Genomic DNA, 14,631 nt, shown 5'->3' on the forward strand with positions numbered 1-14,631 from the left:
TTTTCTTCTTATATTCCGTTATTCTACTGCCTTATAAAATATATAATCCATCGTTCGGATTAACCTGGATCATGATCCAGCTCAAATTTCAGTCTGTCCTGATCTATCAGTCGTCTGAGCTCAGCCTCATCTGGCAGATACAGGCGGTATTTACTAGCGAAAAGATGTTCATTTTCTGCTAGAACTGAGTATTTCACCACAGTCTCATTCTTTTCAGTACAAAGAATAATCCCAATTGTGGGTTGATCATCCGCACCTTTCTTTAAGTCATTGTACATACGGACATACATATCCATTTGCCCGACAGCACCAGGAGTCAGCTCACCTATTTTCAGATCTATCAGCACAAAACATTTGAGATAATAATTGTAGAAAACAAGGTCAATATAGAAGTCGGCCGTTTCAGTTGCCATTCTTTGCTGTCTGGCCACAAAAGCAAAACCCTTACCCATTTCCATCAGAAATTGCTGAAGATGAGTGATCAGCGCCGTTTCCAATTTATTTTCTGAAGTACTCGTATCCACAGGCAAACCAAGGAATTCGAAAATAAACGGATCTTTAATCAATTCCTCAGGATGCAGTGGCTTTCCTGGGTTTAGAACCCTTCCAACGTATTGTGTCCGGATGTTGCGTTGCAGTGTACGTGTGTCCCATGCGCCTTCAATAGCATACTTGACATAATGCAGCCTCAATGAATCGGTTTCAAGACGACTGATGATGCGATAATGGGTCCAGCTCAATTCGGTACGCAATGCGTTCCAAATTGGAAATGCAATGTAAAATGCCCTGATGTTATTCAGGTTACGCTCATCAAAGCCCTTTCCAAATTGAAGGGTCAATTTGACGGCAAGCGTTTTCAGTACCGCCTTACCGTAAGCTGCTTTAAGACTACCTTGTTGTTCATCATCTACAATCAACTTACCAATCTCCCAATACATCTGGAGCAAAATAGCATTGTTACTTTGGTAGGCACGTTTCCTGGCATCAACTACGATATCAGCAATACGGTTAAATAGTGCAGTCTGTTCTCTTAGATCGTTCATAAAATTACATTTACACCGATCCTACAGCTATTTAATTATTTAATGGTAATATTTTAGAAATAATAAACGGAATTGATCATCCAGCTTTAAAATAGCTTCAACCCTATTGCAAAATTCAATGAAGAAAAGTCCATTTTTGTTGACTTATCCCTATCAAACACATGAACATAAGCTACCTTAGCCATCCATCGCTGATTTCTTGAAAGAAACAAACCCATGCCAGGCTTAACGCCCATCAAGATCTGGTCATTTATAAAAGCCGGCCCCGCCAGAAAAGAAACAAAAACCTGAGATACGGGCTGATAGGTAAGCCCTCCAAATAAGTTCGTATGACCACTTATGGCTTCAGCATGTCCTCCATCTTCGTCCAGTCTTAACACCTTATCATCTTCAAGGTATAGATAAGAGCCAAACTCAACTGTTGGACGGAAACGGGTCCCGATATCCAGAGCGGACTGAACACCCAAACCTATCGCCCAGGCATTATTGCTTTTCGTACGATCTCTTAAAGTCTTATTGTAGTCGCTCAAGATATAAAGCGATAGTTTTTTTGAACTCTGTCCGTATGCTGATACCATACAGATGAGGAGTAAAAAAGTAAATAGTCTGATTCTCATAAGCGTTATCATTTCCACATCAAATATAGAAATCTCATGAAATTCAAGAACGAAATGCATTCCTTTTTTCCAGGCAATACATTTCGTTTAAAACAGCTCAAAAATTCAGCGATCAGAAGACACTTACCACCAGTTGCAATGCTGCATATTTTTGTTCAGGATTAAACATTGCAGTAGCAGCAACAGGCATTTTGTAATTGAACATTTTCAGGTCTTTATTAAATGTGAAACCGGCATTGACGATATTCGGTTTTGAACCATAGAAATGCTCCTGCCTGCCGAAAGCAAAACCACCACCGGCAAAGATATGCAGATTGGCATCCCCCTCTTTCCAGAGCCTATAATCCAACACCACGTAATTCGAGTAACTATTTGCGACATCGCCATTGCTCTTTGTATGAAAATCACGACCAGCAACAATAGTGCTCCAGCTGATAGTCAATGGCAGCTTTTCGCCGAAATTATAACCAGCGGTGACGTCAATAAAATGGGAGGTACTGCGTGGATTATAGTTAAACACATCTGCATCAGGGAAGTCGGTAAAGTTATTGATGTCCCATACAGAGAAGTTAAACCCGTTTTTCTGATAACTGATGTAATAATCGAACTCTTTGTAGTCGCCTGTAAAACCTGCACCGCCCCACACACCTACCGACAAACTTCCGTCGCGGGTAGTATAATGTAAGTCAACGTTACTGATGGGGCTGTTGGATACTTTAAAGCCACGCCATAAATAAAGGTTCCTCAGCTGCAGCGTTGCGTCAAAAGGTTTGTATTTTTTTTCTGCGGCAGTAGTATCTGTCTTCAGGCGTAACGTATCCTGCGCAAAAGATTTCAGGCAAAGGCATAGCCCAAGTACGGCCAGCAGGCCGCCTTTTATAATGAGTTTCATGACGAGTTATTTTAAGTCAATAATCAAATTGAATGTTAAGATTAATCCCCATCACTGTGAACCAACACAGATGACGGGGAATTATTTAAGCCTGTAGGTTCAGAAAGAGAAAGGCTGCGATGGCAGCGCCAACAATTGGCCCGAGGATAGGTATCCAGGCATAAGCCCAATCGCTAGTTCCCTTGCCTTTGATCGGCAGCAGTGCATGGACAATTCTCGGTGCCAGGTCTCTTGCCGGATTGATGGCATAACCTGTTGTGCCGCCAAGAGAAAGGCCAATTACCCATACCAGAAAGGCTACTGGCAAGGCACCTACCGCGCCGAGACCAATTGGCGATTTTGTAGGGATGATCTCCGCACCAGTGGTGTAAAGAATGGTCAGCAACAGCACAAATGCGCCGATGATTTCACTGGAGATATTGGAAGTGTAATTACGCACAGCAGGACCGGTACAAAAAACACTCAGGATTGCACCCGGGTTATTGGTTCTTCCAAAATGATCTTTATACATAACGTAGACCAGGAAGGCCCCCATACCGGCACCAATAAGTTGCGCGCCGATGTAAGGCAATACGCTTGCCCAGGCAAACTTGCCCGCAATGGCTAGCGCTACAGTGACTGCAGGGTTCAGGTGAGCGCCGCTGTAAGGACCAGCAACGGTGACACCGACGAATACGGCGAGCCCCCAGGCAGTGGTGATGACCATCCAGCCACTGTTATTTCCTTTGGTATCGTTTAAAAGGACGTTGGCTACGACGCCATCGCCAAGAAGGATCATGAGCATAGTGCCGATTAATTCGGCGATGAAAGGTGACATGACTAAAGAATTTAAGTTAACAACTAAACAAGATCTGATTGAGGAACTTCCTCTTCGATAGATTGCGCAGCACGGATGGCTTTTTTCCAGCCTTTCACGGACTGCTCAATTTTTACCGGATCACCAGAAGGCACAAATTCCTTCTCAGACATCCACAATTCATGAATTTCATCTACATTATTCCAGAAGCCTACGGCAAGACCAGCGAGATAAGCAGCACCCAGCGCAGTAGTCTCTACCACATTCGGCCTGATCACTTTACAGTTTAGCAAATCTGCCTGAAACTGCATCAACAGGTCATTGGCTGTTGCACCACCATCTACCCGTAACTCCTTAATTTCCATCCCTGAATCAGCTTCCATTGCTTTCAGGACATCCATGGTCTGGTAACCAATAGATTCCAGCGCTGCACGGGCAATATGTCCTGAGGTACTGCCGCGGCTCAGGCCGATAATTGTTCCCCTGACATCAGGTTTCCAATAGGGAGCTCCGAGTCCGGCAAATGCAGGAACAAAATAAACACCTTGCGTATCTTCCACACTTAAGGCCAGCTGCTCCACATCCGCAGACGACTTGATGATCCCCAGGCCATCACGGAGCCATTGTACTACCGCACCGGCGATGAAGATGCTGCCTTCAAAAGCATACTCTATCTTTCCATTGATCTTCCATGCAACTGTAGTGAGCAGGTTATTCTTCGACTCAATAAACTGATCCCCAATGTTCATCAGCATAAAACAACCCGTACCATAGGTATTTTTCACCATTGCTTTCTCTATACACATCTGTCCGAACAATGCCGCAGACTGGTCGCCAGCAATACCTGCAATCGGAATTTTCGAGGCAAAAATCGTCGTTGTTGTTTCGCCGTAAACCTCACTGGATTGTTTCACTTCAGGAAGCATGCTTTTAGGAATGTTCAGCAATGCCAGCAGCTCATCATCCCACTCCTGGGTTTTTATGTTGAATAACATGGTACGGCTCGCATTGGTCACGTCTGTGACATGCACGTGGCCACGTGTAAATTTCCATACCAGCCAGCTATCCACCGTTCCGAAAGCCAGCTCACCAGCTTCTGCCCTTTCCCGGGCACCTTCTACGTTATCGAGGATCCAGTTGATCTTTGTTCCGGAGAAATAAGAGTCGATTACCAGCCCTGTCTTAGACCTGATGAGGTCTGTATGCCCATCATGTTTAAGCTTGTCGCAGAAGGCGGCCGTACGCCGGTCCTGCCATACAATCGCATTGTACACAGGCTCCCCGGTAACTCTATCCCATACAATGGTCGTCTCACGTTGGTTTGTGATGCCGATTGCCTTGATGTCTTTCCCGTTGATACCCATTTTTACCGTTGCTTCTGCCGCGACACTGGCTTGTGTAGACCAGATTTCGTTCGGGTCATGCTCCACCCATCCCGACTGGGGAAATATTTGTTTGAATTCTTTTTGAGCGACGGATCTTACCTGCCCTTTGTGATCGAAAACAATAGCCCGGGAGCTGGTTGTTCCCTGATCCAGGGCCAAAATGAACTGTTCCATAATGTTGAGATTATACTTGGTTTACTATATTGATGTATTATTGTTTTTCGTTGGTGATTAGCGTGAGGGGATATATTCCTCCAGCAGGTATGAACCCGCAAGTTTTGTAAATTCAGCAACCTGTGCCTGCTCCCATGCCTGGTCTTTTTTCAGCTCCGCAGCCATCAGTGCAGCAACTTTCGGTGCCATGTCGATTGCCATCCGGGCATCAAGGAAAAGCACCCTTACCCGACGGGCCAAAACATCTTCCACCGTCCTGGCCATTTCATAACGTACCGCCCAGATGACCTCCGCTTTGATGAAATCAGCGCGGACATCAAGCTGCTCCGCCCAGCTGCTGTTTTCATTTCTTAAGGCCAGCAAGGCTTTGCGATCTGACCCGTACACATAAAGATGATCTGTGCGGTCTACATTCTGTATGCTTCCGTGAATCGGAAGATCTTTGGTCCTCACGTCCTTAACCGGCAGCTGCCCTACCACAATCGCTTTGTCGACAGTATCCTGTCCCATTCTGCGATAGGTAGTCCATTTACCGCCAGTGATGGTAATCAGCCCGGAGTCCGATACGAAAAGTTTGTGGCTACGTGAGATTTCCTTCGTTTTTGAAGAACCATTTTGCGGCGCAGCAAGCGGTCTCAAGCCTGCGAACACGCTAAGGACGTCTTTCCGCGTAGGTGCTTTTGCCAGGTACCTGCCCGCTGTACGAAGGATAAACTTGATTTCCTCTTCCAGTGCCACCGGCTCCAGGCTATGTTCATTCAAAGGTGTGTCAGTCGTACCTACAACCAGCTTATCATGCCATGGTACAGCAAAAAGTACACGACCATCGTCTGTTTTTGGGATCATCAGGGCGTCATCTGCCGGCATAAATGACATATCCAGTACCAGGTGTACTCCCTGACTAGGTCTGACCAGCGGTTTATTGCCGGGTTTATCCATCTGCAACAAGTCATCTACAAAAACGCCGGTTGCATTAACCACACTTTTACTTTTCAACTCATAGGTAATTCCGGTTTCGATATCGGCAGCGATTACCCCCGAAATCTTACCCTGCTCATTTTTAAGCAAACCTCCTACTTTAAAATAATTCAGCACCGTAGCACCCTGTTCCAGACTGGTCTGTGCAAGATTTATTGCGAGCCTCGAATCGTCAAACTGACCGTCGTGATAAACTACGCCGCCATAAAGTCCTTTTTGCTGGATGGTTGGCAGCCTGCGGATCACCTCTTTTTTCGAGATGTGTTTCGCGCGACCAAAACCAAGACTTCCGGCAAGTAAATCATACATGGTCAGGCCAATGGTATAAAATGCACCACCCCACCACTCATAGTTAGGAATAATGAACGACTCATTTTTCACAAGGTGCGGCGCATTTTTCAATAACAAGCCCCTTTCATACAAAGCCTCACGCACCAGACCTATATCTCCCTGGGCAAGATAGCGGACACCGCCATGCACCAGTTTAGTACTGCGGCTGGAAGTTCCTTTCGCGAAATCTGCCTGCTCTAATAACAAAGTTTTGTATCCACGGGATGCTGCATCTAATGCAGTACCTAGTCCGGTAGCACCACCACCCACTACAATCAGATCCCACATTTGCTGTGCGTCTGAAAGCCCTTCTACTATCCTATTTCTTTCGTTACTAATCATTTTAATATAGATTTACTTTCGTTTGATAGATCTAAATTAAAAAACAAAATGATTCAAAACAAATAAAAACGAAACAAAACATAACAAAAGCGGAACAATCATAAAATAAAGTGATCTGCATCACGTAAACGAGGGCATTAAGAATACTAAAAATAAAAAAACGAAACACTTCGAAAGCCCAATAATGAATATTGCTTACCTTTAACCCGGGCAATGGAAGGCAAAAGAATGCCGGCCATTAGGTAATACGCACACAATTATTAATTTTGATGAACCAGTATATAGCCAAGTATGAAAAGCATCACGGAAAGACATCAGATCATTTTAAGAAAAGTTGAAGAAAGCGGACATGTAAATGTACAGGAACTCAGCACACAGATGATGGTTTCAGACGTGACCATACGAAAAGACCTGAAATTACTGGAAGATAAAAAGTTGCTCTATAGGACGCATGGAGGTGCCTCAAAAACAAACCCTTACACGAACGATAAACCCGTAGCGGAAAAAGAGCAGCTGAATGCTGAAGAAAAAAAGACAATTGCCAGAACCGCCGCAGCGATGATCAGCAGAAATGACTCTATCATTATCGCCTCCGGCACCAGTGTACTCGCCCTTGCCAGAGCCATCAACGCAGATGGACATCTAACCGTCATCACTTCTGCACTTAATGTTGCCCTTGAATTGTCGCAACACCCAAATGTAGAGGTATTGCAGCTCGGAGGACAACTCAGACAGAATTCATCATCGGTCATGGGGCCTTATGCGGAACAGATTCTTACTGATGTTTCCTGTAGCCTGCTTTTTTTAGGCGTCGACGGCATCGACCTGGAAACCGGACTGACCACGACCAGCTTAATGGAAGCAAGACTCAATCAAAAAATGATTGATGCCGCTCAGGTAACTATCGTATTGGCCGACAGCTCCAAATTTGGTAAACGTGGATTAGGAAAAATATGCGGACTGGACCAGATTCAATACATCATCACAGATAGCCGCATTTCAGAAGAAACCAAAAAATCACTGGAGGAGAAAGGCGTCAACGTCATGATTGCCGGGAAGTAATTCGCAATACCTGTCAAATACGAGGTGAGTAAGGATTTTCAGGAATATGAACCACCTTATAGCCACCTTTTTTTAATTCTGCTATGGTTTGCTGATCGGGCTCTGTCTTAAAAATAATGGTAGAAAGCACCTGACCTGGAATTACACCTATTTTCGTTAACAAATCCAGCAACCGCTTTTTTAAATACAAATAAAGAAATGCGATTTTGCCCCGATCTGCCTTCATCACTTCCACATCGGGAGTATAAAAATTGGGGTTAATCTTCCTAAACGCTACTGCAGGCAGATTTAATCCCGCAGCGGTCTTTTCGAATTCTCTTTCAGACACTTTATAGACAAAATTTCCTACTGGCTCAAATGAAAATCTGTTCTTCCATATTTTTCTCTGCAGCAAGTAACAGCTGGAGGTAAGGTTAACTAACCACAACAGCAGGGGCATCTTAGTGACTGGATCCTGGGGTTCAATGATTATAACAGCCTTTACTGCCACCCTTATCATTTCATAAACTGCAGCATAGGGTCTTGGAAAATGATGATAACTTTCTTTACAGAGCACATAATCAAACGACTGATCCTCAAAAAAAAGTGATTCTGCATTGGCTATTGCAAAAGTACTGATCAGCCCCTGGACTTTTGCTACATGCAGGAAATCACCGTTTAAATCTGTCGCAATTGCCTTACTACCTTTTCTCAGAACATATGCCGCATCGAACCCATAAGCATCACCCACGGTGAGCCAACTACCTTCCCTTTTCAGTAAGGGGTCAATGCAATTGAAAAAAAGCTGCTGAAGCCATGAAGCAGCACTGTCTGCTTGTCGTTTTTTCTTCTGCTGATAGAAGCTGGCTTTAGCGGCTTCGGTTGGAAACTTATGATTGTACCATTCTTTATGTTGGTCGTAACTGCGTTCATGAAACATAGGATGTTCTTTTGCAACAATTACGGCGCCCGGGCAATAAACGCTGGCAGAAAAGTCAAATAATCACCCAATATTATTATTTTTAAAAAAAACATTCCTCAGCCCAACGTTTAGCTCTCAAGGCACGTAGTTGATCTAGTTATGTGCATGCTACCAAATTATTTGAATGAATATCTTTAAACGCTACTCAAGGCTCATCAAAGACTGTAAGGCAAACGACAGGAAGGCTCAGGAGCAGCTCTACAAGTTATTCTATGGAGAAATGCTGCGCCTATGCTATCGTTATCTTAAGTCAGACCTTCTCGCTAAGGAAGCACTCAACTCCGGATTTCTGAAGGTTTTTCAGCACATCATCAGCTTCGAACCACATAAGGGGGAACTTGGTGGCTGGATCAGGACCATAATGATCAGAAGCTGCATTGACCTTAGCCGCAAAGAAGCAAGATTCCGTGAAATCAACCTGCAGGCCGAAGAATATAGCGAAGACTTGCCAGCCCCCGAAATATTAAACAAACTGTACGCGGAAGATCTGCTCAATTACATCAGAAAGCTGCCCACCGCGACTCAACTGGTGTTCAACCTATCGGTTATTGATGGTTATTCACACAAAGAAATAGGAGCGCAAATGAACATCGGAGAAAGCACCTCCCGATGGCACCTTTCAGAAGCAAAGAAAATATTAAGAGGACTACTGGAACCACAACAGTTATCCCAGGATCAACCAACTGAAAAAAACAAAAAAACAACATGAGCAATTCAGCATGGTATCGCAAAATATGGCAGCGCAAACTCAACAACCTGCCGATAAAGGAATCCGCGGATTCCAGCTGGACGGCTATGCAGCAGATCCTGGATGTGTATATACCCTCTACCGGGAAGAGCCTTCCCACACCTAAAACTTTAGGATCAAAATTCATCAACGTTTTAACATACGCCCTTCCCGCAACATCCATCCTCCTTGGGATCACTTATTTTTTAATTTTCCACCAACCACAACAATTAAAAACACCTGCAAAAACAGCACTTCGTCAACAAAACCAAAAAACCGAAACAACAACAACAACAGATCTCCCCAGAATTGAGGATCGCCTTCATCAGGAAAAACATGTTAAAGATCAGGATCATACAAAAGGTCAAACGGCAGCAATAACACCAACATCAAAAGTAAGTGCACTTCAAAATCATTCCGGAAAGATTTTTGAACAAGCTGCCGAAGAACAGAGACAGGCCAGCAGCGTCTCAGGAAGGAAATCCCTGTCCGTACCCAGAGACAATGTAGACATTGAACGCAATACTCCGCAGCTCAGCATCGGGCTCAATAAAAGTAAACATCTCCAAACAGAAGAAACTGTCAAAGAAAACACCAAAAGTCAACAGGCCGGAAACAAAGGCAACGAAACGATTGGAGATACAACACACATGGGCAACCACACTACAGCATTAACAAACACGGGGCTAAACGTCCTGAACAAACAGACAGAAACAGAAGTTTCAGAAAAACGAAACAAGGTTAAGAAGGTAAAGGCGCTCGCAGCAAAAACCTCAAAAAACCATGTAGTTAAAAATAAAAAAGCAAAAAAGGAGCAGCTGGAAACACCAAAATACAACTATACCCTGGAGCTGGGCCTCAGCAAAAATGCCAGTCATACAGGCTTTCAGATTGGAGCCATCGCCGCTTACAGAATTAACACCCGGTGGATAATACAATCCGGGTTGAGGCTAAATACATCAAGAAGTTTTTCCGGAAACTATACACTCTCCAGTTATTTTCGACCCGATTCTATGCCGGCATTTAAATTCAGCGACACCCGAAAACTTGTTGTGGCAGACATCCCACTACTACTGGAATACAAGCTATCAAAGGCCATCAGCCTGAAAGCAGGACCGCTGTTAAGCATACCTTTGTCCAAATCAGGATTTAAGCTGGGTACTATAGAGAAAGTTACGGATACACTCATGAACACTAAAAACTTTATGCAACAGCTGCAGAACACAAAAATAAACAGTGTAAATATTGGATTTAGCATCGGCACCAGCTTTCATATCCGGCAATTCGATATCAATACAAGATATGAATGGCTAAGTCCCTACAGCTTCAGCAATCCCCTCGGATCTTTTAAGCACGACTTCAAAATCTTTCAAATTGGAATTGGCTATAGGTTTAAATAAAGTAGTCTTCCTACTTAAGACAACAAGTCAGCACATTTGAAATGTATTCAGGACAATGGCCAGCATCAACAATACACACAAAAGAGGCCTCCGTCGATTCTTTCCGAAGCTTCATCGTCTGACAGCTCCTATCCGTAGATTAACACTTAATTTGACCATGCCGCGGCATGTCCTTTGAACTACTCCTGGCAAATACACACATTATGAAAAGAATCATCTTAGCTGTAGTTTTCGGAGTAGCTTCGTTAAGCAGCATCAGCACTAAAGCGCAGGTTAGCTTAAGCATCAATATCGGTTCGCAGCCACAATGGGGTCCTTCAGGATACAATCATGTAGACTACTATTACCTGCCAGACATCGAAGCATATTACCATGTGCCCGACAAACAATACATCTATATGGAAAATGGAAGATGGACGAGAGCAAATGTCCTGCCTTCAAGATATAGAAACTATGATTTGTATAAAGGATATAAAGTGGTGATGAACAACCCAAAACCCTACCTCTCTCACCGGAATAATGTAAAGCAGTACAGCAGGTATAAAGGAGGAAGAACAACTCAACTAGTGATTCGCGATAGCAGAAAGTCTAACGACCGTAATTACAAGAACAACAACGATAAGAATAAAAAATCCAACGATCGTGATCAGAGGCCAGACCGCAGAAGCAGCGATACCAGAACTGCCAGACGCGGCAAATAGATGCACCTAAAAAAACAGAAGGGCGACACAAATAAGTGTTGCTCTTCTGTTTTTAGGTTAGCATGTCAACACTTAATCTGCACACAGGTGACTATATCTGCGTACGTGCGCCAGAGTTGCTTCATTATCAAATCATCAGCTTAGAGCGCTTTTTTTTAAATAGTAAATCGTTAAATTGCTGATTCCTTAAAATCATACAGCAATGCGAATTACTGAAATTTGTAAAAAAGTGAGCCTATACATTGGCATGATAACAATTCTGACAATAATCGCCCTTTACAGTAGCGCCCAGGAATCCAATAAAATAGCCAAGCTGAACGTAGCATTGGCAGGCTTAAGCCATGATCACGTCAATCTAATCATGGACAGCTATGTAAAAGGTGAGGTCAACATCATCGGCATTGCTGAGACAGATCAGAATCTGGTGAAGCGATTTAAAAAACGGGCAAATCTACCCGACTCAATTTTCTACAATCAGTTGAACACATTGCTGGCGCAGAAAAAACCGGACATCGTACTCGCTTTTAACTCGATAGAGGATCACCTCGCAGTGGTAGAAACCGCAGCTCCGCTAGGTATATCCGTTATGGTAGAAAAACCCCTGGCAGTTTCTGTTGAACATGCGGAACGTATGGCAAAACTGGCAAGACAATACAAAATCCAGCTGCTGACAAATTACGAAACGACATGGTACGCAAGCAACCAGGAAGCCTACGCCAAGGTGAAAAATGAAAAGTCCATCGGGGAACTACGAAAAATGATTGTGCATGACGGCCATAACGGTCCTAAAGAAATCGGTTGCAGCAAAGAATTTGTAAGCTGGTTAACTGACCCCGTCAAAAATGGTGGCGGGGCGATTATCGATTTCGGCTGTTACGGCGCCAACCTGATGACCTGGCTGATGGATGGAAAAGCCCCTCTATCGGTTACCGCCGTCACCAAACAGATCAAAAAAGAGATGTACCCAAATGTAGATGATGATGCCACTATTGTTTTGGAATATCCTGATGCTACAGGGATTATCGAAGCCTCCTGGAACTGGCCTTTTAACATTAAGGATATGGAACTTTTTGGCCAGACCGGATATGTTCAGGCTGTCGACGCCAACACACTACGCATCAAGGAAAAAGGACAAAGTGAATACCAAATGAAGACGGCGAAACCGCTGGAGCAATCTTTCCGCAGCTACCTGGATTACCTGTCTGCAGTATTGAAGAATGAAATCAAGCCTGGCAATGACCTTTCCTCGCTTGAGAACAATCTCATCGTCGTGCGCATACTGGAAGCAGCAAAACGCTCTGCAAAAGAAGGAAAAAAAATAATGCTCTGAGCGGGCTACTTCCATCTGTATATACTTACCTAAAATTCCTTATACAAAATGAGAAAATGTCTACTTCTGCTGATAGTAGTATGCCTGATGGCGTCATTTAAACCAGCAAAGATAACCTGGCTGGCCATTGGCGATTCCATCACATACCTCAATGACCATCCTTCCGAAACGGGCAACCGTGTTTCAAAAGGCTATCTCACGAGAGTGACCGATCAACTGTCAGGTATTACTTACATTAACAAGGGATATAATGGATGGACATCTGGTGGAATCGCTGCGGAAATAGGATACCCCACCATATCTGCCGAGACTGCGGCATTTTATCATTAATGATATTGTTTTGATCAAATAAGATAAGAAATGCAGTTTTTTGCAGACCTATATTTGATTTGAGCCTTAAAAAGCAACATGAGGCCTGAAAACAATTATGAGTAGTCAAAAAGAGAACAAACCTGCCACTGGCGATCATCAGCTTAAAATCGGACTTTTTGGTATAGGACTTGACACCTACTGGAACCAGTTCAAAGGATTAAAACCGAGGCTGGAAGGCTACCTTGATATTGTAGAATCGAAGATTAAAGCCATCAACGGATCGGTACTGAACCTTGGGCTGATCGATACGGTAAACAAAGCTTTTGAGGCAGGACATCAATTCCGCAGTGCAGATGTAGACCTCATTTTTCTTTATGTTACGACCTACTCCCTCTCTGCAACGGTGCTTCCGGTTATACAAAGGGCGGGTGTTCCTGTCATTGTGCTAAACCTTTCCCCGGAAGCCTCCATTGATTATAAAAACTTCAATGCCATGAACGACCGGACACTGATGACTGGTGAATGGCTTGCACACTGTTCTTCCTGCGCAGTTCCGGAGATCTCCAATGTTTTCAGAAGAGCAGGTATCCCCTTTTATGAAGTCACAGGTATGCTGCATCAGGACCCGGAATGCTGGAATGAAATCGAGGAATGGATCGCGGCGGCAAACGTTGCAAACATCATGTTTCATAACAGAATGGGCTGTATTGGTCATTACTACAGTGGTATGCTGGATATTTATACTGACCTGACGCAGCAGCTGGCAACATTCGGCGGACATATGGAGATGATTGAGGTGGATGAACTTTCCTGTTTACGGAAAGAGGTCACACCGTCGGCAATAGTCGAGCGTGTAAAATATATTCGTGAACAATTTGATGTTGCTCCCGATAGCAGCGAACAGCACCTGGAATCTGCAGCCTGCACATCGCTCGCATTGGACATGCTTACAGTGAAATACAATTTAGGGTCAATAGCCTATTATTACAAAGGTACCGGAAATCCGGATCATGAGGAGACGATTAGCTCCATCATCATTGGCAGCTCCATGCTCACAGCCCGGGGAATTCCCGTTGCCGGAGAATATGAGATCAAGAACGCACAAGCCATGAAGATCATGGATAGCTTTGGCGCGGGAGGGTCCTTCACTGAATATTATGCCATGGACTTTAAAGATGATGTAGTACTGATGGGCCATGATGGCCCGGGGCATATCCGCATTGCGGAGGGAAAAACCAAGGTAAAACCTTTAAAGGAATACCATGGCAAAGTGGGCAGCGGTTTATCCGTAGAGATGTCCGTAAAAAATGGATCGGTCACCCTACTGTCAGTCGTGCAGAAAGCCGATGGACAGTTGATGCTCCTGATTGCCGAAGGTCATTCCGTACCAGGACCGATACTTGAAATCGGCAATACCAACAGCCGCTATCAGTTCAGCATTGGCGCCCGGAAGTTCGTAAATGTATGGAACAGCCATGGGCCCGCACACCATTGTGCCATAGGCATAGGACACATTGCCTCAAAGATTGTAAAACTAGGCCGTCTACTAAATATTCAAACGATTCAGGTTTGCTAGATGCT

The 14,631-nt window shown here is 44.2% G+C and carries 14 protein-coding genes; 7 read left to right on the forward strand and 7 right to left on the reverse strand.

The window, feature by feature from the left end; all coding sequences use genetic code 11:
- Positions 1-59 precede the first annotated feature (59 nt).
- The 6 genes from PBAL39_RS14320 to PBAL39_RS14345 form a co-directional block, all read right to left on the reverse strand.
- On the reverse strand, positions 60-1,043 hold the full coding sequence (locus PBAL39_RS14320; RefSeq protein ID WP_008242666.1) for a YhcG family protein: 984 nt from the start codon (positions 1,041-1,043) through the stop codon (positions 60-62).
- An 86-nt stretch (positions 1,044-1,129) separates the two neighbouring features.
- Entirely contained in the window at positions 1,130-1,660 is a 531-nt protein-coding gene (locus tag PBAL39_RS14325; RefSeq protein WP_157274033.1) for a hypothetical protein, read from the reverse strand.
- 112 nt (positions 1,661-1,772) lie between these two features.
- Positions 1,773-2,552, reverse strand: coding sequence for a hypothetical protein (locus PBAL39_RS14330; protein WP_008242672.1), 780 nt, complete (start codon positions 2,550-2,552; stop codon positions 1,773-1,775).
- An 85-nt stretch (positions 2,553-2,637) separates the two neighbouring features.
- Positions 2,638-3,369 carry an MIP/aquaporin family protein gene (locus tag PBAL39_RS14335; protein WP_008242673.1) on the reverse strand — a complete coding sequence of 244 codons (732 nt, stop codon included), beginning with the start codon at positions 3,367-3,369 and terminating at the stop codon, positions 2,638-2,640.
- A 23-nt stretch (positions 3,370-3,392) separates the two neighbouring features.
- Positions 3,393-4,907, reverse strand: coding sequence for a glycerol kinase GlpK (glpK, locus tag PBAL39_RS14340; RefSeq protein WP_008242675.1), 1,515 nt, complete (start codon positions 4,905-4,907; stop codon positions 3,393-3,395).
- A gap of 57 nt (positions 4,908-4,964) precedes the next feature.
- A complete protein-coding gene (locus PBAL39_RS14345; RefSeq protein WP_039866668.1) occupies positions 4,965-6,557 on the reverse strand; it encodes a glycerol-3-phosphate dehydrogenase/oxidase in 1,593 nt (530 codons plus the stop codon).
- A 291-nt stretch (positions 6,558-6,848) separates the two neighbouring features.
- Here PBAL39_RS14345 and PBAL39_RS14350 point away from each other — a divergent pair, with 291 nt between their 5' ends.
- Positions 6,849-7,619 carry a DeoR/GlpR family DNA-binding transcription regulator gene (locus tag PBAL39_RS14350; protein ID WP_008242679.1) on the forward strand — a complete coding sequence of 257 codons (771 nt, stop codon included), beginning with the start codon at positions 6,849-6,851 and terminating at the stop codon, positions 7,617-7,619.
- Positions 7,620-7,632: 13 nt separating this feature from the next.
- Here the strand turns inward: PBAL39_RS14350 and PBAL39_RS14355 are convergent, their stop codons facing one another.
- Positions 7,633-8,538, reverse strand: a complete 906-nt coding sequence (locus PBAL39_RS14355) for a class I SAM-dependent methyltransferase (RefSeq protein WP_008242681.1) — start codon at positions 8,536-8,538, stop codon at positions 7,633-7,635.
- A 166-nt stretch (positions 8,539-8,704) separates the two neighbouring features.
- On the opposite strand from PBAL39_RS14355, the gene PBAL39_RS14360 reads away from it, so the two are divergent.
- From PBAL39_RS14360 to PBAL39_RS14385, 6 genes are all read left to right on the forward strand, one after another.
- Positions 8,705-9,289 carry an RNA polymerase sigma factor gene (locus PBAL39_RS14360; protein WP_008242683.1) on the forward strand — a complete coding sequence of 195 codons (585 nt, stop codon included), beginning with the start codon at positions 8,705-8,707 and terminating at the stop codon, positions 9,287-9,289.
- Complete coding sequence (locus PBAL39_RS14365; protein ID WP_008242685.1) at positions 9,286-10,707, forward strand: outer membrane beta-barrel protein; 1,422 nt, start codon at positions 9,286-9,288, stop codon at positions 10,705-10,707. The genes PBAL39_RS14360 and PBAL39_RS14365 overlap by 4 nt, the downstream gene beginning before the upstream one ends.
- Before the next feature lie 203 nt (positions 10,708-10,910).
- Entirely contained in the window at positions 10,911-11,408 is a 498-nt protein-coding gene (locus PBAL39_RS14370; protein WP_039866703.1) for a hypothetical protein, read from the forward strand.
- Positions 11,409-11,655: 247 nt separating this feature from the next.
- Positions 11,656-12,738 (forward strand): Gfo/Idh/MocA family protein, encoded by a 1,083-nt coding sequence (locus PBAL39_RS14375; RefSeq protein ID WP_008242689.1) that lies wholly within the window; start codon positions 11,656-11,658, stop codon positions 12,736-12,738.
- A gap of 48 nt (positions 12,739-12,786) precedes the next feature.
- A complete protein-coding gene (locus PBAL39_RS14380) occupies positions 12,787-13,068 on the forward strand; it encodes a hypothetical protein (protein WP_157274034.1) in 282 nt (93 codons plus the stop codon).
- A gap of 97 nt (positions 13,069-13,165) precedes the next feature.
- Positions 13,166-14,626 (forward strand): arabinose isomerase, encoded by a 1,461-nt coding sequence (locus PBAL39_RS14385; RefSeq protein ID WP_008242703.1) that lies wholly within the window; start codon positions 13,166-13,168, stop codon positions 14,624-14,626.
- Positions 14,627-14,631: the final 5 nt, after the last annotated feature.

The organism is Pedobacter sp. BAL39, from assembly GCF_000170795.1.
Lineage (GTDB): Bacteria > Bacteroidota > Bacteroidia > Sphingobacteriales > Sphingobacteriaceae > Pedobacter.

Coding starts and splice junctions, on each gene's coding strand:
- PBAL39_RS14320 (WP_008242666.1), bottom strand. CDS start 1,043: ATGAACGATCTAAGAGAACAGACTGCACTATTTAACCGTATTGCTGAT.
- PBAL39_RS14325 (WP_157274033.1), bottom strand. CDS start 1,660: ATGAGAATCAGACTATTTACTTTTTTACTCCTCATCTGTATGGTATCA.
- PBAL39_RS14330 (WP_008242672.1), bottom strand. CDS start 2,552: ATGAAACTCATTATAAAAGGCGGCCTGCTGGCCGTACTTGGGCTATGC.
- PBAL39_RS14335 (WP_008242673.1), bottom strand. CDS start 3,369: ATGTCACCTTTCATCGCCGAATTAATCGGCACTATGCTCATGATCCTT.
- glpK (WP_008242675.1), bottom strand. CDS start 4,907: ATGGAACAGTTCATTTTGGCCCTGGATCAGGGAACAACCAGCTCCCGG.
- PBAL39_RS14345 (WP_039866668.1), bottom strand. CDS start 6,557: ATGATTAGTAACGAAAGAAATAGGATAGTAGAAGGGCTTTCAGACGCA.
- PBAL39_RS14350 (WP_008242679.1), top strand. CDS start 6,849: ATGAAAAGCATCACGGAAAGACATCAGATCATTTTAAGAAAAGTTGAA.
- PBAL39_RS14355 (WP_008242681.1), bottom strand. CDS start 8,538: ATGTTTCATGAACGCAGTTACGACCAACATAAAGAATGGTACAATCAT.
- PBAL39_RS14360 (WP_008242683.1), top strand. CDS start 8,705: ATGAATATCTTTAAACGCTACTCAAGGCTCATCAAAGACTGTAAGGCA.
- PBAL39_RS14365 (WP_008242685.1), top strand. CDS start 9,286: ATGAGCAATTCAGCATGGTATCGCAAAATATGGCAGCGCAAACTCAAC.
- PBAL39_RS14370 (WP_039866703.1), top strand. CDS start 10,911: ATGAAAAGAATCATCTTAGCTGTAGTTTTCGGAGTAGCTTCGTTAAGC.
- PBAL39_RS14375 (WP_008242689.1), top strand. CDS start 11,656: ATGATAACAATTCTGACAATAATCGCCCTTTACAGTAGCGCCCAGGAA.
- PBAL39_RS14380 (WP_157274034.1), top strand. CDS start 12,787: ATGAGAAAATGTCTACTTCTGCTGATAGTAGTATGCCTGATGGCGTCA.
- PBAL39_RS14385 (WP_008242703.1), top strand. CDS start 13,166: ATGAGTAGTCAAAAAGAGAACAAACCTGCCACTGGCGATCATCAGCTT.